Source organism: Xanthomonas sp. NCPPB 1638, assembly GCF_041475635.2.
Classification (GTDB): domain Bacteria; phylum Pseudomonadota; class Gammaproteobacteria; order Xanthomonadales; family Xanthomonadaceae; genus Xanthomonas; species Xanthomonas cucurbitae.
Map to the genome: position 1 here is coordinate 2,127,081 of NZ_CM192984.1, position 20,098 is coordinate 2,147,178.

14 protein-coding genes and 4 pseudogenes are annotated in these 20,098 nt (G+C 57.6%); 17 read left to right on the forward strand and 1 reads right to left on the reverse strand.

Features of this window, described 5'->3' with window-relative positions:
* Positions 1-12: 12 nt before the first annotated feature.
* From ACCQ13_RS09290 to ACCQ13_RS09315, 6 genes and pseudogenes are all read left to right on the forward strand, one after another.
* Complete coding sequence (locus ACCQ13_RS09290; RefSeq protein ID WP_159407082.1) at positions 13-783, forward strand: hypothetical protein; 771 nt, start codon at positions 13-15, stop codon at positions 781-783.
* Between the two features lie 95 nt (positions 784-878).
* Positions 879-1,946 carry a TrbL/VirB6 family protein gene (locus ACCQ13_RS09295; protein WP_159407084.1) on the forward strand — a complete coding sequence of 356 codons (1,068 nt, stop codon included), beginning with the start codon at positions 879-881 and terminating at the stop codon, positions 1,944-1,946.
* A gap of 31 nt (positions 1,947-1,977) precedes the next feature.
* Positions 1,978-2,472 (forward strand): DUF4189 domain-containing protein, encoded by a 495-nt coding sequence (locus tag ACCQ13_RS09300; RefSeq protein WP_159407967.1) that lies wholly within the window; start codon positions 1,978-1,980, stop codon positions 2,470-2,472.
* Between the two features lie 60 nt (positions 2,473-2,532).
* A complete protein-coding gene (locus tag ACCQ13_RS09305) occupies positions 2,533-3,372 on the forward strand; it encodes a hypothetical protein (RefSeq protein ID WP_223214438.1) in 840 nt (279 codons plus the stop codon).
* 177 nt (positions 3,373-3,549) lie between these two features.
* Positions 3,550-4,809, forward strand: coding sequence for a peptidoglycan-binding domain-containing protein (locus tag ACCQ13_RS09310; protein WP_208800649.1), 1,260 nt, complete (start codon positions 3,550-3,552; stop codon positions 4,807-4,809).
* Positions 4,810-4,917: 108 nt separating this feature from the next.
* Positions 4,918-6,312: pseudogene (locus tag ACCQ13_RS09315) on the forward strand (VirB4 family type IV secretion/conjugal transfer ATPase); the annotation flags it as partial.
* Between the two features lie 30 nt (positions 6,313-6,342).
* On the opposite strand, the gene ACCQ13_RS09320 reads toward ACCQ13_RS09315, so the two are convergent.
* Positions 6,343-7,892, reverse strand: a protein-coding gene (locus tag ACCQ13_RS09320) for an IS3 family transposase (protein WP_372372393.1) whose coding sequence is annotated in 2 segments (ribosomal slippage) — positions 6,343-7,439 and positions 7,439-7,892 — 1,551 coding nt in all. Because the reading frame shifts where the segments join, the coding sequence is not laid out codon by codon here.
* Between the two features lie 55 nt (positions 7,893-7,947).
* Between ACCQ13_RS09320 and ACCQ13_RS09325 the strand changes: the two are divergent.
* The 11 genes and pseudogenes from ACCQ13_RS09325 to ACCQ13_RS09375 all read left to right on the forward strand — a co-directional run.
* A pseudogene (locus ACCQ13_RS09325) lies at positions 7,948-8,637 on the forward strand (TrbL/VirB6 family protein); the annotation flags it as partial.
* A 253-nt stretch (positions 8,638-8,890) separates the two neighbouring features.
* Positions 8,891-9,154 carry a DUF4189 domain-containing protein gene (locus ACCQ13_RS09330; RefSeq protein ID WP_338000528.1) on the forward strand — a complete coding sequence of 88 codons (264 nt, stop codon included), beginning with the start codon at positions 8,891-8,893 and terminating at the stop codon, positions 9,152-9,154.
* A gap of 113 nt (positions 9,155-9,267) precedes the next feature.
* Positions 9,268-9,834 (forward strand): lysozyme inhibitor LprI family protein, encoded by a 567-nt coding sequence (locus ACCQ13_RS09335; protein WP_274392089.1) that lies wholly within the window; start codon positions 9,268-9,270, stop codon positions 9,832-9,834.
* Between the two features lie 89 nt (positions 9,835-9,923).
* Positions 9,924-11,249 (forward strand): VgrG-related protein, encoded by a 1,326-nt coding sequence (locus ACCQ13_RS09340; protein WP_338000529.1) that lies wholly within the window; start codon positions 9,924-9,926, stop codon positions 11,247-11,249.
* 139 nt (positions 11,250-11,388) lie between these two features.
* Positions 11,389-12,783 (forward strand): annotated as a pseudogene (locus tag ACCQ13_RS09345) (TraG/VirB4 family ATPase); the annotation flags it as partial.
* 64 nt (positions 12,784-12,847) lie between these two features.
* Complete coding sequence (locus tag ACCQ13_RS09350) at positions 12,848-13,618, forward strand: hypothetical protein (protein ID WP_159407076.1); 771 nt, start codon at positions 12,848-12,850, stop codon at positions 13,616-13,618.
* Between the two features lie 95 nt (positions 13,619-13,713).
* On the forward strand, positions 13,714-14,778 hold the full coding sequence (locus ACCQ13_RS09355) for a TrbL/VirB6 family protein (RefSeq protein WP_159407077.1): 1,065 nt from the start codon (positions 13,714-13,716) through the stop codon (positions 14,776-14,778).
* 22 nt (positions 14,779-14,800) lie between these two features.
* A complete protein-coding gene (locus ACCQ13_RS09360; protein ID WP_159407078.1) occupies positions 14,801-15,298 on the forward strand; it encodes a DUF4189 domain-containing protein in 498 nt (165 codons plus the stop codon).
* 98 nt (positions 15,299-15,396) lie between these two features.
* Complete coding sequence (locus tag ACCQ13_RS09365; protein WP_223214435.1) at positions 15,397-16,269, forward strand: hypothetical protein; 873 nt, start codon at positions 15,397-15,399, stop codon at positions 16,267-16,269.
* Between the two features lie 34 nt (positions 16,270-16,303).
* Entirely contained in the window at positions 16,304-17,734 is a 1,431-nt protein-coding gene (locus ACCQ13_RS09370; RefSeq protein ID WP_338000527.1) for an XVIPCD domain-containing protein, read from the forward strand.
* 108 nt (positions 17,735-17,842) lie between these two features.
* Positions 17,843-20,056: pseudogene (locus ACCQ13_RS09375) on the forward strand (VirB4 family type IV secretion/conjugal transfer ATPase); the annotation flags it as partial.
* Between the last annotated feature and the right edge of the window lie 42 nt (positions 20,057-20,098).

A 20,098-nucleotide genomic window follows, 5' to 3' on the forward strand; every position in this document is an offset into this window, starting at 1 on the left:
CCACATTCGATTATGTCGCAGGAGGCAAAGAACATCATGACAACCAATTTCAGGCAGGTTTCCCGGCTCTTGATGGGACTAGCGCTGCTGTGCATGGCGGGCACGGCCAGCGCGCAGTGGGAGGTGGTGGACAAGGAGCTCAACAAGACAGCCGACCAGATGCTGGATAACCAGAAGGTCGGCAAGGGCGATGGCGAGGAGTCCAGCGGCAAGGAAGTGGAAAAGCCCAAGGAGGCGTTGAAGAAGGTGCCCGACGACTTCGGGGTGAGCGGGTGCGCCTCCTCCACCTCGGGCACGCCGGTGTCTGGCGTGCAGAAGCAGGTGTGCGAGCTGACGCAGCGCACGCGCAATGCGCAGTACAACTACATGGTGGCGATGAACGAGATCACCGCCGAGCGCTTGAAGCGTCTGCGCAAACTGGAGCAGGACCGTGCCGGGATCAAGGACGGCCAGGTAGGCATGTTGGAGAGCAACACCAACAAGCTGCTGGCACTGAAGGCGATGATGGACATCGACCGCCAGCAGATGGAATCGGCGATGTTTGCCTACGACCGGCGGCTGGCGTACCTGACCGATACGCAGACCGGCGCGGCGTTGGCGGCGATGAGTGGCACCAAGCCGCCGGACCCGGATGCCGATCCGTCGTTTCTGTCGCAGCTGACCGGGACGCTGTTGAGCCTTGGCAAGACGCTGGTGGCCGGGGCGGCGATGAAGGAAGCGTTCAATCAGATCGAGAGCAAGCGTCCGGATGGATATCGGGAGTTGGCGATTGACAGCGATTGATGTGCGGTGGCGGTGGTGGACGCGCAATTGCAATGGATTCAACTTCGGGCAGCGTGCGCTGTCCACGGCGCAGCGGTTTCATGATGTGGTGACCTATGAATGACTTCTTTACGAATATCGCCAACTACGAATTTTTTCGTCTTATCAACAACTACCTGCGCGACGAGATCGCGATTTTCCAATGGGAGTTGTTGCAGCGGACGACGGCGTGGGTGGGCATGGTGGCGCTGACGGTGCTGACGCTGTGGATTTTCATCCAGGGCTACCGCATCGTGACTGGTCAATCGCGCGAGGCGGCGATGGGCCTGGTGGTGACGGCGCTGCGGGCGGCGCTGGTGATCGGGTTGGCCACCAGCATGGCCAAGGGCTCGCCACAGCTGTACTGGACGCTGACCGACGGGATCAGCTCGGCGATCACCAAGACGGTGACCGGTGACTCGGACAGCCCCTACGAGGCGATCGACAAGAACCTGATGCTGATGCAGGCGGCGCTGACGGGTCTGGACCAGATCAAGACCGGCGGCGACGAGGAGAGCAAGGATGCCAAGGACCGAGCGCGCTGGTTCACGGGCATCGGCATGGCAGGCCCGGGCGTGGTGGCCGGCTCGATGCTGTTGTTGAACAAGCTGGCGATGGCCCTGGTGGTGGGGTTTGGCCCGCTGTTCATCCTGTGCCTGTTGTTCCAGGCCACGAAGTCGCTGTTCAGCAAGTGGCTGCTATACGGACTAGGAACGATGTTCTCGTTGTCGGTGCTGACCTTCACGGTGAGCTTGGCGACCAAGGTGGTAGGTGCGGTGGGCGTAGCGTTCCTGGCGAAGTGGGCCTTGAACGGCGGCAACGGCGAAGGCATCAGCAGCATGGCGCTGCAACAAGGAGGAGTAGGGTTGGTGTTGACCACGCTCATTATCACCGCACCACCAATGGCCGCCGCCTTCTTCCAGGGCACGTTGGGCCAGTTCACGGCGTACTCGGCGCTGGGGCAGTTGGATAGGGCGAGTCAGGATGGTAGTGGCGGACGGCCGCAGACGCCGGCACCGCCGGCTAGAAATGATGCAGATACGAATACCCAGGCATCTGGGACAGCTATTAATAATTCTATTCGCTCCAATTCCACGCCTGCGCAAGAAGTCAGTACCGGTGATCGGGGTCTTGCTCAAAAATGAGTTTAAAATCTATGTACTATTTGGTGAGAATATGAAGTGCATACTCTGGGTGTCCCTTTTTTTTCTGGTTAATGCAGTTCCGTCAGCATTTGCTCAAACAGCGTGTCCGGTAGGCGTTGCTCCTGGTAGCCCACAATGTGGACCTGATTCTGGTACATCAAGAGGTGATATTCCTTCCCCTCCACCAAGGCCAACAGGTGAGTGGATTAAGACATGGGGGGCAATTGCAACATCTAAATCCATGGGGGAAGCGGGAACCTCGGCTAATAAAACCTCCGAAGATGAGGCGAGGAGGATTGCAATTCAGGAGTGCGAGCGTGGTGGTGCAAAGGATTGTGAGGTGAACCTTGCTTATCATAATCAATGCGCGGCTTTGGCAAGCTCTCAGACTGACACTTTCTTTCAAGCGTCTGGCACTGAAGGGCGGGCTGCCAAATTGGCAATGCAATCTTGTAAGGATAGTAATGGTGGTTCTTGTAAGGTCAGATATTCCGAATGTACAAACCCAGTATTTCGAAAATACTGAATAAAATATTCGAATTAATTGAGTATTTTCTGAGGCCTCTGTTTTTCGGAGTTTGGTGCAGTGAGTATTTTTATTTGCTTCTTTCGTTCGTTGTTCCGAATAATATGGTCCTGGACCTCCTTTGAGGGGCTGGCTTTGATTATTCCTATAAAAAGAGTCGGGTTTTCTTTTGCGGCTGTAGGGCTTTTGTTGATTGGAGCCTGTAAGCAGGATATTGCCAATCAAAATGCAAAGCCTAGCGTCCACGAAGAACAAAAAAAGATGGCAGGAGGCGCAGCTAAGCTGTTGTCTCAAGCTGGCAATCCAGAAGGAGCCAAGCAGATGACATCGCTTTACCAAATCGTTTCTTTACTTCCTGATGAAAGGGTGGCGTCTTGGTCAAACTTCGATGCTGTTCCAGGCGTTAAGTGGCGAGAAGCTTCTCCTCAACCCAATCCTGATAGTACTAGTCCGGATAATTCGAAGTCCCGCAGTGGAACTCTCGTTCTGGATGGGTTCGGCATGGTTGACGTTCCTGACGGAAACCAAGGAGTAGATGCGGGAGTAAAAAAGAGTAATGAGGGTGAGTCAGGCCTTACTCTCACTGGGGATGCACAGAACGTGCATTCGATTGCAATAAAGAAGTTCTACGTCAGCACGGAATATGCTGATGTTGTGAAGCGCCAGCTCCCCGTGACAGCGACGATATCCCGTATCGCCGGTGATTGCGGAGAAGATAAGGCGGGCGGTCCTGACACTCAGACGAAGTTTTACCTTGTAAAATTTGATGGTCAGCAAGTTTTCCTTGAGGCGTATATCGATGATGGCGAGGGTTCGCGCGGCCCTGGCTATACAACTTTCCTTTTTACCAAAGTGAAGCCTGATAAGCGAATCAAGGAATTGCAGTGTAAGGAGCTGTAAATTCGCAGTACCCAGCACCACTAGAAGGGTGGTGCTTTACCCAACCGTCATATCCAGAGGACATGCATCATGGCTGATAGACGAGAAAAAGCGGCGGCCACCGCTCAGGCTTATAGTCAGGGGAACATTGCAGGACTCGATGACGCAACAACGCGTCGATTGATCGCGTCAACCGTCATGACCGAGAGCAATGGCGGCGACCTGTCCATCACCAACAAGCAAGGCTACGTAGGTCGCTACCAAGCGGGGGCCGGTTGGCTTGCTGATGCCGGCTATGTGGATAGTGCGAAGCTCAATGCCGCCATGCGGGATGCTGGTTATGATCCGGAGAAGGTGCGAGGCGCTGAATGGAAGTGGGCCACCAGTGGTGGGATGACGCGCTTTCTTGAGGACTCCTCAAACTGGAAGGGTGGGCTGAGTCTTGAGAAATACAAGGCCTCTGCCGAGCTGCAAGATGGTGCCTTCAAGATAAATAGCGATAAATCATATCGTCAAGCGGTCCGTGAAGGAATCTTGGATGGTGATGATAGCCCAACCAAAGTCGCTGGATTCTTGAAGGCTCGCCATATTTCAGGTTACGGTGGTGCGCGTGCTGCGATCAGTGGCGGGCGCGAATTTAGCGACAGTAACGGCACCAGTAACTATGACTATATGCACGATATCACGCGTAATCGTGATGGCTTAGATCAATACATGCAGCCCAGCCGTACTCATGGGACGCACACAAATCATGTCGGCGCTGAACATTCGACTTCGATTCTCCGAGAGGATAGTAAGGGCGAGTCGGTAAAACAGCTACAAAGTCAGCTCTCCCAACTGGGTGCAACAGGTCGCGATGGCAAGCCGTTACAGGCCGATGGTGACTTCGGTGGCAACACCAAATTCGCGGTGGAGCAATTCCAACGCGCGCATGGCTTGCAGGTCGATGGCGTGGTGGGACAAAAGACGCAGGCAGCATTGGGTCAGGCGGTGTCGCAGCATGCGACCAAAGCCGCCGAGCAGACTCACGCGCAGGCCCAAGCTACACCTGCACCAGCCGCATCCTCCGCTCCTCCATTGCTCTCCGACCCTCGTCACCCCGACAACGGCCTGTTCCTTAGTACGGTGGGCAAGCTGGACGCACTGGGCGAGCGCGGTGGGTTTTCCAACCGCAAGGAGGTTGAACAGGCGGCTGGGCAGCTTGTGTTCGAGGCGAAGGTCGGCGGCTTGCACCGCATCGACCATGTTATACCCAGCAGGAGCGGCGATGGCTTCTTTGCGGTCCAGGGCGAGATGACCGACCCAACAATGCAGCGGGTGTTCGTGGATCGTTCCCAGGCGCAAGGGCAGTCGCTGGAACACAGCAGTCGTCAGGTTGCTGAGGAGAGCCAGCGTCAGACGCAGCAAACTGCGCAGCAGGCCCCGCCGCCTCCCGAGACGCGCGGCCCGACGCTGTAAGGGCACGGCAGTGCGCGATCGAAGGCCTCGGCATTGCCGGGGCCTTCTTTTTTGGATGCGGCAAAACAAGTTTGGATTCTTGCATTAATCTTTTGTTCATCAATTGGTCGGCGCCGGATCGGCACTGGCGGGCGCTTTGGTCAGTCGTTCAACCAGGGCCTGTCGGACGAGTACTACGCGGCGTTGTCCTCGCAGAAGATCATGCAGAACGAGCTGTACTTCAGCATGATCTATCGCCCGGTGGTGACCGGGCGTCGGCTGGTGGAGAAGTCGGCCAACCCGGACAAGATCCGCGTGGAGGAAGAGCAGGCCGTTGGCAAGATCGTCGAGCTGGCCACCAATGTGGAGGCGGTGCTCAAGGATTATTCGCCGTATCGGCTGGGCATGTACGAGGCCAAGAATGGCATCGTGTTTTCCGAGACGCTGGAGTTTCTGGGCTATCTGCTCAACCGCATCGATGAGCCGGTGCCGGTGCTGCAGGCGCCGGTGCCCGCGTACCTGCCGGTCAGCAAGCACATGTTCGCCAACAAGACGGGCGATTTCGTCATTCGTACGCCCGATGGCATCAACCACTTCGGCGCGATCCTCAACATCAAGGAATACGCCGACGGGACCTACCCGGGCATTCTCAATGGCTTGAAGTACCTGGATTTCGAGTACGTCATGACCCATTCCTTCAGCCCGGTCGGACGCCACGACGCGCTGAAGGTGCTGGAACGCACCAAGGGCATGATGATTTCCTCCGGGGACAAGTCCTCCAGCCAGATCCGCGACCTGGACCTGGCGATGGATGACGTGGCGTCGGGCAACTTCGTGCTGGGCGAGTACCACTTCACGTTGGCGGTGTATGCCGACAGCCAGGAGAAGCTGGCGCGGCAGATCGCGACCACGCGCGCGGAGTTGTACAATGCAGGCTTCGTGTCGGCCAAGGAAGACCTGGCGATCGCCTCCTCGTTCTACGCGCAGCTGCCGGGCAACTGGCGCTTCCGCACGCGCATCGCCAACCTGAGCTCGCTCAATTTCCTGGGCTTGTCGCCGTTGCACAACTTCGCCCAGGGCAAGCCGCACAACAACCCGTGGGGCGACTGCGTGACGACGCTGCAGACCACCAACGGCCAGCCGTATTATTTCGATTTCCACGCCACCCATCCGGCAGAGAATTCGCTGGGCGAGAAGGCGATCGGCAACACGATGGTGATCGGCAAGTCCGGTACCGGCAAGACGGCGCTGATCAACTTTCTGCTGAGCCAGGTGCAGAAGTTCGATCCGGTCCCGACGATCTTCTTCTTCGACAAGGACCGCGGCGCGGAGATCTTCGTGCGCGCCTGCGGGGGCAACTACCTGGCGCTGGAAAACGGCGTACCGACGGGCTTCAACCCGTTCCAGTGCGAGCGCAACGAAGCCAATACGCAATTTCTGGCGGAGTTGATCAAGGTGCTGGGGGGCAAGGCGGAGTACAGCGCCCGCGAGGAAGAAGACATCTACCGCGCGGTGGAAGGGATGCGGTGATTGTCAACATAGTTGTCCGCTATTTCATGCTGCCAACTTCATGTCATCAGGTGCTTTCCTATCGTCGTTATCCGGGTTCAGCCAAACCGTGCCGACAGGCGTCCAGTTGCGCGTGGCGCGTCCGCGCCAGCGGCTTGGATGACGCATGGCGGCCTCCCGGTACACGTCCGCGCGTGCGGCCAGGATGGCCTGGTCGCGTCGCTCATGGCGCTCGTGCGGCGTCACAAATCGGATGCCACTGTGGCGGTGCTCGTTGTTGTACCAGTCCACGAAGCCCGCCACCCAACTGCGCGCGCAGGTGATGTCGGTAAACGGCCTGCTCGGATATGCCGGCGCGTACTTCAGCGTGCGGAACAGCGCCTCTGAGTAAGGGTTGTCGTCACTCACCCGTGGACGGCTGAAGGACGGGGTCACATGAAGGCTCTGCAAGGTGGCCAGCATCGTTGCCGCTTTCATCGGGCCGCCATTGTCAGCGTGCAGTACCAGCGTGTCGCGCGCCACCTGCTCTCGCATGCAGGCTTTCCCGATCAGCACCGATGCGTGGATGGCCAGCTCCTCGTGGTGGACCTCCCAGCCCACGATCTTGCGACTGTAGACGTCCAGGATCATATACAGCTTGAAGAACTGGCCTTTCACCGTCGAGGGCAGATAAGTGATATCCCATGACCAGACTTGGCGAGGGGCATCGGCACGCACCGCCATCGGTTTAGCCACAGTTCGCGGGGCGGCGGCGCGACCACGGCGATTGACTTGCCCACGCGCACGCAGCACGCGATACATGCTTGATTCCGATGCGATGTAAATCCCCTGATCTGCCAGCCGGGGCACGATCTGCGAGGGGGGCAGGCTCTGGTAATCGGGCTGGTTGGCGACGGCCATGATGCGTTCCTTATCGACGCAGCTCAGCGCATGCGGGCAGTGCTTGGCCGCGCCTTTTCGAGCATCCACCAACGTGCTGGCACCGCGCCAACGGCGCAGCGTGCGGCAGCTGATGCCCAGCACCTGGCATGCCTTGATCTCGCGGGCACCGGCGGCCACTGCCTCGGCGATCAACGTGACGGCTCTCTGTTTCAACGACGCGGGGATCAGACGTCCTCGTCGGTGCCCCAGAGAGCCTGGGCTTTTTTTGACAGCGTCAGCAGCGCTGCCGCCTCCGCCAGGGCGCGATCCTTGCGCAAAAGCTCCTTCTCAAGCTGCTTGACGCGCTTGCGCATCACCGTGGAAACCGCCCGCTCCGCTGCCGAGGCGCTCGACTGCATGGTCTCAAAGGCCTGCCGCCAGGCAGCGATCTGCTCGGGGTAGATGCCGTTCTCACGGCACCACGCCGAGCACTCGGCCTCGTTCATCGGCATCGTCTGGGCGACGGCTCTCAGTTTGGCTTTCACGTCCCAGTTGTCCGGCGAAGTAGCGGTGTCGGGCACGATATATCCTTGGCTGCGGATCTGTTTCTTCCACGCGTACAACGTGGGGGCGCTGATGCCAGTGTGACGGCTCAGGTCAGCAACGCTCTGATTGTTGGGGGGCATCATCCGCCGGACGATCTGGTCTTTGAGTTCGGGGCTGTAGTGGGCCATCGCGGTCTCCATCTGAGGATTCAGGGGAGCGGACAACTATCGTGACATGGGGGGGCTGTCCGGGTTGGATCAAATCAAGACCGGCGGCGATAAAGAAAGTGAAGACGCCAAGAATCGAGCGCGCTGGTTCACAGGCATCGGCATGGCAGGCCCGGGCGTGGTGGCCGGCTCGATGCTGTTGTTGAACAAGTTGGCGATGGCGCTGGTGGTGGGGTTTGGCCCGCTGTTCATCCTGTGCCTGTTGTTCCAGGCCACGAAGTCGCTGTTCAGCAAGTGGCTGCTATACGGACTAGGAACGATGTTCTCGTTGTCGGTGCTGACCTTCACGGTGAGCCTGGCGACGAAGGTGGTAGGTGCGGTGGGCGTGGCGTTCCTGGCGAAGTGGGCACTGAACGGCGGCAACGGCGAAGGCATCAGCAGCATGGCGCTGCAACAAGGAGGAGTAGGTTTGGTGTTGACCACGCTCATCATCACCGCACCACCAATGGCCGCTGCCTTCTTCCAGGGTACGTTGGGCCAGTTCACGGCGTACTCGGCGCTAGGACAGTTGGATCGGGCGAGTCAGGATGGTAGTGGCGGACGGCCTCATCAGCCGGCGCCGCCGGTCAGAGATGCGTCTCAGGACAGAGATATCGCATCGAACGTGCCGACAAGCATTAACACAAGAAATAGTAACTCAAGTTCTGATAACGGTTCTGTGGCGAGTTCTGGTGCCCGTGGACTTGCCCAGAACAAAGATTATTAATGTGATTTCAGGTCTAACTATGAAGCCGCTAATTCTCATTTTCCCGCTAATGTTTGCTTTAGGGCAGGCGCAAGCTCAAACCGCTTGTCCAGTTGGAGTAGCTCCAGGTAGCCCGCAATGTGGACCAGACTCTGGTACTTCACGAGGGGAACTTCCTCCCGCGCCGCCTAGGCCAACAGGTGAGTGGTTAAAAACTTGGGGTGCAATCGCTAGTGCGGAAGGTACGTCCCAAGCTTGGGCATCCACAGGAATGATGTCCGAAGAGAAAGCTGAAGAGGATGCGCTAGACCAATGTGCTACAGCTGGATCTAAGGGTTGCAATGTTACTTTTACGTATAGAAATAAATGCGTAGCCGTAGCTAATTCAAGCTCAAGCCCAATAAAAGGCGGGATATCTGCTGGGCCAGATCTCTCGTTCACAAAGAAAGACGCGATACAGCTTTGCTCCCAGCGAGGAGGTTCAGGTTGTCATGTTATTTATACGGATTGTACTGAGCCTGTCTTTAGGAAGTTTTAGGGAAATTTATACAAAATTTTCGGATTTTATAGCTCTCATTGAGGAGCGCTCCCGGTGTCGTGGATGTAGTTTTCAGCTCAATCTGTTTGGTGTTTCATTAGGGGGTTGCGGGAATGAAGCTAAAATATGAAACCTCCGTTTTGGCGGCTCTTTTTGTTTTCCTGCTTTGTTCCTGCAGGCAAGAATATCCGCCAAGAATAGCTGCTGATGCTTTTGCACAACAGCATTCATTTGAAAGTGAGCCAAAGGCTAGAGATTCCGAAGCTACAGCGGAGGAAAAGCGAATCGCTCGTAAGCAGGATCAGTTGCTTGAAAATGTACTTGACGGTAGTGTCAAGGAAAAGCGTGGCGATCTTGCAAAAGAAGTTAGCCTCCGCCGCTCTTATGTTCAATGTGTAAAAGAATCAAATGCAATCCATCCGGCCATGATGGGTTGCAATGAAAGTGAGTATGAGTACCAAGACGCTCGTCTAAACAAAGCTTATCGCAATCTCATGGATAAGCTAGCTGTTGGTGAGAGGGCTGCGCTCAAACAAGAGGAGCGTGATTGGATTAACCAGCGGGACGCGCTTTGCCAATCGAACGGAGCATTGGGTGGAGGGCAAGCCGAAGAGCTGGAAGACAGCTCATGTATGCTGAACGCAACAGCGAAGCGTGCCGATGATCTGGAGAAGCGTTAGTATCCGCAGACTATGGCGTAGGCGCTAGAAGTCTGTTAACCAAATATGAGGGTTTGATTATGGCAACTATGGAAGGATGGCATTTAGGAATGACCTCTGCCCGATACGAAAGCGGCGGGCGCGGCGTTGGGACTATTTCCACGGGAAAGGGGGATCATGGTGGCGTCTCATATGGTGTTTATCAACTTTCATCCAAGTCTGGGACCTTGCGGGAATATTTGGATCAATCTCGTTATGGGCAAGAATTTTCAGGTTTGACACCTGCAACAGCTACCTTCGACGAAAAGTGGAAGCAATTTGCGCACGCAGATCCTTCATTTGCGAAGGATCAACATAATTTCATCAAGGTAAGCCATTATGACGAGCAGCTCTCGTCCTTGAAGGCTGGTGGGATCGATTTAACGGACCGTGGTCCCGCAGTGCAGGATGCTATTTGGAGCACGTCGGTACAGTACCGTGCACTGACACCTGCAATATTCAGGAAAGGTCTTGCTGAGAAGTTCGGAGATGATTGCAAGCTTTCGGATTTGTCTGACAAGCAGATCGTGGAGGCAGTTCAAGACTACAAGTATTCTCATACGGAAAGACTTTTTAAGAGTTCACCGACTCAATGGGATTCGTTGCGTGATCGTGCACGTTCTGAAAAGAACGACCTTGTGGAGCTGGCAGAAGGCCGCTTGCCGGCAGAGCATTCGCCAACTGGACACCGTCGTGCCAACTCGCCCCACGATAGCAAACTGGAACAAGGCGAACGCGGCGAGTCGGTAAAACAGCTACAAAGCCAGCTCTCCCAACTGGGTGCAACCGGTCGCGATGGCAAGCCGTTACAGGCCGATGGCGATTTTGGTGGCAACACCAGGTTCGCTGTGGAGCAATTCCAACGCACGCATGGCTTGCAGGTCGATGGCGTGGTGGGGCGGCAGACGCAGGCAGCATTGGGTCAGGCCGTGTCGCAGCACGCGACCAAAGCCGCCGAGCAAACTCACGCGCAGGCCCAAGCTACCCCGGCACCAATTGCATCCTCCGCTCCTCCGCTGCTTTCCGACCCACGCCATCCCGAGAACAGCCTGTTCCTTAGCACCGTAGGCAAGCTGGATGCGCTGGGCGAGCGCGGTGGGTTTTCCAACCGCAAGGAGGTTGAACAGGCGGCTGGGCAGCTTGTGTTCGAGGCGAAGGTCGGCGGCTTGCACCGCATCGACCATGTTATACCCAGCAAAAGCGGAGACGGCTTCTTCGCGGTCCAGGGCGAGATGACCGACCCGACAATGCAGCGGGTGTTCGTGGATCGTTCCCAGGCGCAAGGGCAGTCGCTGGAACACAGCAGCCGGCAGGTTGCCGAGGAGAGTCAGCGTCAGACGCAGCAGACAGCGCAGCAGACCCCGCAGCCTCCCGACACACGCGGCCCGACGTTGTAAGGAGTACGGCAGCGCGCAATCGATGGCCCCGGTATTGCCGGGGCCATTGTTTTTGAGGCAGCGGAATGGGCATGGATCCTTGCATTAAGCCCTAGTTCACTCGAATTGATAGGTTGCCACGACGCGCTGAAGGTACTGGAAGGAAGACCTGGCGATCGCTTCCTCGTTCTACGCGCAGCTGCCGGGCAACTGGCGCTTCCGCACGCGCATCGCCAACCTGAGCTCGCTCAATTTCCTGGGCTTGTCGCCGTTGCACAACTTCGCCCAGGGCAAGCAGCACAACAACCCATGGGGCGACTGCGTGACGACGCTGCAGACCACCAACGGCCAGCCGTATTATTTCAATTTCCACGCCACGCACCCTGCGGAGAATTCGCTGGGCGAGAAGGCGATCGGCAACACGATGGTGATCGGCAAGTCCGGTACCGGCAAGACGGCGCTGATCAATTTTCTGCTGAGCCAGGTGCAGAAGTTCGATCCGGTACCGACGATCTTCTTCTTCGACAAGGACCGCGGCGCGGAGATTTTCGTGCGCGCCTGCGGGGGCAACTACCTGGCGCTGGAAAACGGCGTACCGACCGGCTTCAACCCGTTCCAGTGCGAGCGCAACGAAGCCAATACGCAATTTCTGGCGGAGTTGGTCAAGGTGCTGGGGGGCAAGGCGGAGTACAGCGCCCGCGAGGAAGAAGACATCTACCGCGCGGTGGAAGGGATGCTGGACACGCCGATGCACCTGCGCAGCATGAGCAACTTCCGCAAGAGCCTGCCGAACATGGGCGATGACGGGCTGTATGCGCGCCTGCGTCGGTGGACGGCCGGCAACTCGCTGGGCTGGGTGTTCGACAACCCGGTGGACACGATCGACCTGACGCGTGCCTCGATCATCGGCTTCGACTACACCGACGTGATCGACAACGCCGAGGTGCGCGTGCCGGTCATCAACTACCTGCTGCATCGGCTGGAAGCGCTGATCGACGGCCGTCCGCTGATCTACGTGATGGACGAGTTCTGGAAGATCCTGGACGGCAAGGGCGGGCTGAAGGAATTTGCCAAGAACAAGCAGAAGACCATCCGTAAGCAGAACGGCCTGGGGATCTTCGCCACGCAGAGCCCGGAAGACGCGCTGGCCAGCGACATCGCCGCAGCGCTGATCGAGCAGACCGCCACGATGGTGTTGTTGCCCAACCCCAATGCCAGCCGCGACGACTACATCGACGGGCTCAAGCTGACCGATGCCGAGTACCAGGTGGTGGTGTCGCTGGACGAGCGCTCGCGGTGCTTCCTGGTCAAGCAAGGCCACGCCTCGGCGGTGTGCCAGCTCAACCTGCGCGGCATGGACGATGCGTTGGCGGTGATCTCCTCCTCGACCGACAACATCGAGATCCTGCACCAGGTGCTGGCGGGCAAGGCGAGCAAGCTGGGCGTGAGCATGGACCAACTGACGCCGGAGCAGTGGCTGGCCGAGTTCTATGCCAACCGCAAGGGCTCGGGCAAGCGCAGCTCGGTCAAGGACAAGGAGGTGGAGGATGCGTAGTTCATCGAGGCCATCAACACCATCCACACCATCGCAGCTGATGCATGTGGCACCACATTCGATTATGTCGCAGGAGGCAAAGAACATCATGACAACCAACTTCAGGCAGGTTTCCCGGCTCTTGATGGGACTGGCGCTGCTGTGCATGGCGGGCACGGCCAGCGCGCAGTGGGAGGTGGTGGACAAGGAGCTCAACAAGACAGCCGACCAGATGCTGGATAACCAGAAGGTCGGCAAGGGCGATGGCGAGGAGTCCAGCGGCAAGGAAGTGGAAAAGCCCAAGGAGGCGTTGAAGAAGGTGCCCGACGACTTCGGGGTGAGCGGGTGCGCCTCCTCCACCTCGGGCACGCCGGTGTCTGGCGTGCAGAAGCAGGTGTGCGAGCTGACGCAGCGCACGCGCAATGCGCAGTACAACTACATGGTGGCGATGAACGAGATCACCGCCGAGCGCTTGAAGCGTCTGCGCAAACTGGAAAAGGACCGTGCCGGGATCAAGGATGGCCAGGTAGGCATGTTGGAGAGCAACACCAACAAGCTGCTGGCGCTGAAGGCGATGATGGACATCGACCGTCAGCAGATGGAGTCGGCGATGTTTGCCTACGACCGGCGGCTGGCGTACCTGACCGATACGCAGACCGGCGCGGCGTTGGCGGCGATGAGTGGCACCAAGCCGCCGGACCCGGATGCCGATCCGTCGTTTCTGTCGCAGCTGACCGGGACGCTGTTGAGCCTTGGCAAGACGCTGGTGGCCGGGGCGGCGATGAAGGAAGCGTTCAATCAGATCGAGAGCAAGCGTCCGGATGGATATCGGGAGTTGGCGATTGACAGCGATTGATGTGCGGTGGCGGTGGTGGACGCGCAATTGCAATGGATTCAACTTCGGGCAGCGTGCGCTGTCCACGGCGCAGCGGTTTCATGATGTGGTGACCTATGAATGACTTCTTTACGAATATCGCCAACTACGAATTTTTTCGTCTTATCAACAACTACCTGCGCGACGAGATCGCGATTTTCCAATGGGAGTTGTTGCAGCGGACGACGGCGTGGGTGGGGATGGTGGCGCTGACGGTGCTGACGCTGTGGATTTTCATCCAGGGCTACCGCATCGTGACTGGTCAATCGCGCGAGGCGGCGATGGGCCTGGTGGTGACGGCGCTGCGGGCGGCGCTGGTGATCGGGTTGGCCACCAGCATGGCCAAGGGCTCGCCACAGCTGTACTGGACGCTGACCGACGGGATCAGCTCGGCGATCACCAAGACGGTGACCGGTGACTCGGACAGCCCCTACGAGGCGATCGACAAGAACCTGATGCTGATGCAGGCGGCGCTGACGGGTCTGGACCAGATCAAGACCGGCGGCGACGAGGAGAGCAAGGATGCCAAGGACCGAGCGCGCTGGTTCACGGGCATCGGCATGGCAGGCCCGGGCGTGGTGGCCGGCTCGATGCTGTTGTTGAACAAGCTGGCGATGGCCCTGGTGGTGGGGTTTGGCCCGCTGTTCATCCTGTGCCTGTTGTTCCAGGCCACGAAGTCGCTGTTCAGCAAGTGGCTGCTATACGGACTAGGAACGATGTTCTCGTTGTCGGTGCTGACCTTCACGGTGAGCCTGGCGACCAAGGTGGTAGGTGCGGTGGGCGTAGCGTTCCTGGCGAAGTGGGCCTTGAACGGCGGCAACGGCGAAGGCATCAGCAGCATGGCGCTGCAGCAGGGAGGAGTGGGGTTGGTATTGACGACGCTCATTATCACCGCACCACCAATGGCCGCTGCCTTCTTCCAGGGCACGCTGGGCCAGTTCACGGCGTACTCTGCGCTGGGGCAGTTGGATAGGGCGGGACAGGAGCCGGGTGCTGGGCGGCCTTATCAGCCTGGCACGCCGGAGCGGGAAACAATACGTAACAGGGAGCAAGACGGCGGTAGAGTGTCCACCGGTATGCGTACCGAAGCGCCATCTAATCAAGAATCCAATACTGGTAATCGTGGTCTCGCCCAGAAGTAACTCCTGATTTTATGGTGAATAAATGAATCGTTACCTACTTTCTCTCTTTTTGTTTACAAGCTTGGGTGTGATTAATGTTGCGTCCGCGCAAACAGCTTGTCCAAGTGGTGTGGCTCCTGGTAGTCCCCAATGTGGGCCTGATTCGGGCACTTCTAGAGGTGATATTCCCGCCCCTGCACCTCGGCCAACAGGCGAGTGGATTAAGACTTGGGGAACTATTGCTGGTTCAAACCTAACTGGCGAAAGCGGTGCGGTCGTTGGTAAGTTAACCCGTGAAGAGGCCGAGAGCGCTGCAATGCGACTCTGTGGTGAAGGTGGGGCAAGGGACTGTAAGGTTAATCTTGTATTTAAGAATCAATGCGCCGCACTAGTTGCGACGAATAAAAGAAGTTTTTTTCAGAGTGCCGAATCAGATGATATTGCTGTAAAATTGGCAAAAAACGATTGTGAAAAATATGGTGGCGGTAATTGCAGTGTGATATATTCAGGTTGTTCAGATCCGATATTTAGAAAATACTGAAATCGCGTCTTTGCGGTATTTATTATTTCGTCAAAAACTTGATTTTAATGGCGATGTTCGGTATTGAGATGGTATACTAAATTCGCAAGGTGGCATCTATGAGGTTATTCATCTTATTTTGCCGTAATCGCTGTTCGGCATTAAAGCGTATTTATAGGGTTCCATTTTTCTGTTTTTTAGTCGCTACTATTGCAGCCTGCAACCCCCAAGGTGGGGCTCTTCAAGAGCAGGCTGATCTGCCGACGACTGCTTCACCTGCTAATTCAAATGTGCCCGCTAGCGCCCCTGTTAGCGTGCGTAATCATATTTCTCCGAATCCATCTGAAGTTAAATCATTGGTCAAGGAGGTTATGAATTCTGCTTATGGAGTTGGTAATTTCGATCCGTCGCGCAACTGTTGGAAGTATGAGTTGAAGGTGGGGGAAGATTCGCTGGATTACTGCATGATTGGTGTGGTTTCCAAGGTTTCCACTGAAACCGATGGCGCAAAGATCTACGTTCAATCACATAGCGATCCCCAAGCCGAAATCTATTCGCAAGTCGATCCTGGTATTGAAGGGCTGTTTGTTGTTGGTTCGGATGTTGATAAAAAAATCAAAGTCCTAGCTGCAAAGCCCGCCACCGATATGGGACAGGCTGGTGATTGTGGTTGTCTAAATTCCAAGGTCATTCAAGTTGGGCCTGCGCGCTATGGCTGGCTTTCCACTGCTGGTGGTATCTGGCAAGGGGTCCAAGTGACGCGTTATTCTTTGCAGGTACCTGTGGGTTCCGAAATTCGTGATGTGTCTGGAATCCCGCGCGTGAGCGAAAAATCTCCTGACGAAACTAACGAGCTGAGCGTCAAAACAGATGGGAAGCCGGTTGCTGGCATGTATCCGCTGGAGGTTGCGCGTAAACGTGGCGATACTGTGCTGGAGACGCGGTTGGTGTCTTATGACGAAGCGAAAGGAATCTACCCCTGGAATCCTTGATTTCATTCACGATTTTGATTAAGGAGAACGCTACATGGCACGGATCGACGATAGATGGGCTGAGCATCGGCAAGAGCTGGTAGATGCTGCGCATGCTGCGGGCATCGACCCGGGTGTGATGGTCAAGATTGCTGGATTTGAATCTGGGTTCAATCCAGCTGCGCGGCCTGTTGCGGTCAGTCGCCCTGAGAACAACACGGTCAGGCAGTTCGATGGCACGATGGCAATCTCGTCTGCTTACGGATACGGCCAGTTCTTAAATAGTACCTGGCAGCAGATGGTCAACACCTATGGCGAAAAATATGGTGTTGAAAATGCTTCCGAGCTTACTCGCGCTCAGGCTAATGCGCCGGAGCTTCGCCAGGATGCACATCTCCAAGCTGCAATGCTGGCGGAATTTACACGCGAGAATATCGATCGCGCTGCAAAGTTCGGTGGTAAGGATGTCGCGGCGAATGTCTATGCGATGCATAACCTCGGTACAGGTGACGGCCCGAAATTCTTACAGGCAGTACATGACAATCCAAATGGGAAAGTCAGTAGTGTCCTGAGCGCAGCGGTCATCAGCGGTAACTCATCTCTTTATGGAGATGGCAATATCACCAACGCGGAAGCGTACGCCGCCATGGGGCGCAAGATGGACCAGTACTCCGTCTATGCGAACAGTGTGAGTAATAGCTTGTCGGGTCATACGCCGACCGAAGCTCCTCCGAGAGTTGCGACTAGTCATGCGTTTGAAGGTGTGCCAGCCAAGCATCATGCCGGCCACTCCCACCACGACGGCAAGCTGGAACAGGGCGAACGCGGCGAGTCAGTAAAACAGCTACAAAGCCAGCTCGCCCAACTGGGGGCCACCGGCCGTGACGGCAAGCCACTGCAAGCCGATGGCGACTTCGGTGGCAATACCAAATTTGCGGTGGAGCAATTCCAACGCACGCATGGCTTGCAGGTCGATGGCGTGGTGGGGCAAAAGACGCAGGCGGCATTGGGGCAGGCGGTGTCGCAGCATGCGACCAAAGCCGCCGAGCAGACTCACACGCATGCCCAAGCTACACCTGCGCCAGCAGCATCCTCCGCTCCTCCATTGCTCTCCGACCCATGCCATCCCGACAACAGCTTGTTCCTCAGTACGGTGGGCAAGCTGGACGCACTGGGCGAGCGCGGTGGGTTTTCCAACCGCAAGGAGGTTGATCAGGCGGCTGGGCAGCTTGTGTTCGAGGCGAAGGTCGGCGGCTTGCATCGCATCGACCATGTACTGCCCAGCAAAAGCGGAGACGGCTTCTTCGCGGTGCAGGGCGAGATGACCGACCCTTCAATGCAGCGGGTGTTCGTGGATCGCTCTCAGGCACAGGGCCAGTCGCTGGAACACAGCAGCCGGCAGGTTGCCGAGGAAAGCCAGCGTCAGACGCAGCAAACTGCGCAGCAGATCCAGCCGCCTCCCGAGACGCGCGGCCCGACGTTGTAAGGGCACGGCAGTGCGCAATCGAAGGCCCCGGCATTGCCGGGGCCTTCTTTTTTGGATGCATCAAGACAAGTTTGGATTCTTGCATTAATCTCCTGTTCATCCAATGGTCAGCGCAGGATCGGCACCGGCGGGCGTTTTGGTCAGTCGTTCAACCAGGGTCTGTCGGACGAGTACTACGCGGCGTTGTCCTCGCAGAAGATCATGCAGAACGAGCTGTACTTCAGCATGATCTATCGACCGGTGGTGACCGGGCGTCGGCTGGTGGAGAAGTCGGCCAACCCGGACAAGATCCGCGTGGAGGAAGAGCAGGCCGTTGGCAAGATCGTCGAGCTGGCCACCAATGTGGAGGCGGTGCTCAAGGATTATTCGCCGTATCGGCTGGGCATGTACGAGGCCAAGAATGGCATCGTGTTTTCCGAGACGCTGGAGTTCCTGGGCTATCTGCTCAACCGCATCGATGAGCCGGTGCCGGTGCTGCAGGCGCCGGTGCCCGCGTACCTGCCGGTCAGCAAGCACATGTTCGCCAACAAGACGGGCGATTTCGTCATTCGCACGCCCGATGGCATCAACCACTTCGGCGCGATCCTCAACATCAAGGAATACGCCGACGGGACCTATCCGGGCATTCTCAATGGCTTGAAGTACCTGGATTTCGAGTACGTCATGACGCATTCCTTCAGCCCGGTCGGACGCCACGACGCGCTGAAGGTGCTGGAACGCACTAAGGGCATGATGATTTCCTCCGGGGACAAGTCCTCCAGCCAGATCCGCGACCTGGACCTGGCGATGGATGACGTGGCGTCGGGCAACTTCGTGCTGGGCGAGTACCACTTCACGTTGGCGGTGTATGCCGACAGCCAGGAGAAGCTTGCGCGGCAGATCGCGACCACGCGCGCGGAGTTGTCCAATGCAGGCTTCGTGTCGGCCAAGGAAGACCTGGCGATCGCCTCCTCGTTCTACGCGCAGCTGCCGGGCAACTGGCGCTTCCGCACGCGCATCGCCAACCTGAGCTCGCTCAATTTCCTGGGCTTGTCGCCGTTGCACAACTTCGCCCAGGGCAAGCAGCACAACAACCCGTGGGGCGACTGCGTGACGACGCTGCAGACCACCAACGGCCAGCCGTATTATTTCAACTTCCACGCCACGCACCCGGCGGAGAATTCGCTGGGCGAGAAGGCGATCGGCAACACGATGGTGATCGGCAAGTCCGGTACCGGCAAGACGGCGCTGATCAACTTTCTGCTGAGCCAGGTGCAGAAGTTCGATCCGGTCCCGACGATCTTCTTCTTCGACAAGGACCGCGGCGCGGAGATTTTCGTGCGCGCGTGCGGGGGCAACTACCTGGCGCTGGAAAACGGCGTACCGACCGGCTTCAACCCGTTCCAGTGCGAGCGCAACGAAGCCAATACGCAATTTCTGGCGGAGTTGGTCAAGGTGCTGGGGGGCAAGGCGGAGTACAGCGCCCGCGAGGAAGAAGACATCTACCGCGCGGTGGAAGGGATGCTGGACACGCCGATGCACCTGCGCAGCATGAGCAACTTCCGCAAGAGCCTGCCGAACATGGGCGATGACGGGCTGTATGCGCGCCTGCGTCGGTGGACGGCCGGCAACTCGCTGGGCTGGGTGTTCGACAACCCGGTGGACACGATCGACCTGACGCGTGCCTCGATCATCGGCTTCGACTACACCGACGTGATCGACAACGCCGAGGTGCGCGTGCCGGTCATCAACTACCTGCTGCATCGGCTGGAAGCGCTGATCGACGGCCGTCCGCTGATCTACGTGATGGACGAGTTCTGGAAGATCCTGGACGGCAAGGGCGGGCTGAAGGAATTTGCCAAGAACAAGCAGAAGACCATCCGTAAGCAGAACGGCCTGGGGATCTTCGCCACGCAGAGCCCGGAAGACGCGCTGGCCAGCGACATTGCCGCAGCGCTGATCGAGCAGACCGCCACGATGGTGTTGCTGCCCAACCCCAATGCCAGCCGCGACGACTACATCGAAGGTCTCAAGCTGACCGATGCCGAGTACCAGGTGGTGGTGTCGCTGGACGAGCGCTCGCGCTGCTTCCTGGTCAAGCAAGGCCACGCCTCGGCGGTGTGCCAGCTCAACCTGCGCGGCATGGACGATGCGTTGGCGGTGATCTCCTCCTCGACCGACAACATCGAGATCCTGCACCAGGTGCTGGCGGGCAAGGCGAGCAAGCTGGGCGTGAGTATGGACCAACTGACGCCGGAGCAGTGGCTGGCCGAGTTCTATGCCAACCGCAAGGGCTCGGGCAAGCGCAGCTCGGTCAAGAACAAGGAGGTGGAAGATGCGTAGTTCATCGAGGCCATCAACACCATCCACACCATCGCAGCTGAT

What these genes read in the sequence shown, in the direction of transcription:
- ACCQ13_RS09290 (WP_159407082.1), top strand. Translation starts at nt 13, where the DNA reads ATGTCGCAGGAGGCAAAGAACATCATGACAACCAATTTCAGGCAGGTT.
- ACCQ13_RS09295 (WP_159407084.1), top strand. Translation starts at nt 879, where the DNA reads ATGAATGACTTCTTTACGAATATCGCCAACTACGAATTTTTTCGTCTT.
- ACCQ13_RS09300 (WP_159407967.1), top strand. Translation starts at nt 1,978, where the DNA reads ATGAAGTGCATACTCTGGGTGTCCCTTTTTTTTCTGGTTAATGCAGTT.
- ACCQ13_RS09310 (WP_208800649.1), top strand. Translation starts at nt 3,550, where the DNA reads ATGACCGAGAGCAATGGCGGCGACCTGTCCATCACCAACAAGCAAGGC.
- ACCQ13_RS09330 (WP_338000528.1), top strand. Translation starts at nt 8,891, where the DNA reads ATGTCCGAAGAGAAAGCTGAAGAGGATGCGCTAGACCAATGTGCTACA.
- ACCQ13_RS09335 (WP_274392089.1), top strand. Translation starts at nt 9,268, where the DNA reads ATGAAGCTAAAATATGAAACCTCCGTTTTGGCGGCTCTTTTTGTTTTC.
- ACCQ13_RS09340 (WP_338000529.1), top strand. Translation starts at nt 9,924, where the DNA reads ATGACCTCTGCCCGATACGAAAGCGGCGGGCGCGGCGTTGGGACTATT.
- ACCQ13_RS09350 (WP_159407076.1), top strand. Translation starts at nt 12,848, where the DNA reads ATGTCGCAGGAGGCAAAGAACATCATGACAACCAACTTCAGGCAGGTT.
- ACCQ13_RS09355 (WP_159407077.1), top strand. Translation starts at nt 13,714, where the DNA reads ATGAATGACTTCTTTACGAATATCGCCAACTACGAATTTTTTCGTCTT.
- ACCQ13_RS09360 (WP_159407078.1), top strand. Translation starts at nt 14,801, where the DNA reads ATGAATCGTTACCTACTTTCTCTCTTTTTGTTTACAAGCTTGGGTGTG.
- ACCQ13_RS09365 (WP_223214435.1), top strand. Translation starts at nt 15,397, where the DNA reads ATGAGGTTATTCATCTTATTTTGCCGTAATCGCTGTTCGGCATTAAAG.
- ACCQ13_RS09370 (WP_338000527.1), top strand. Translation starts at nt 16,304, where the DNA reads ATGGCACGGATCGACGATAGATGGGCTGAGCATCGGCAAGAGCTGGTA.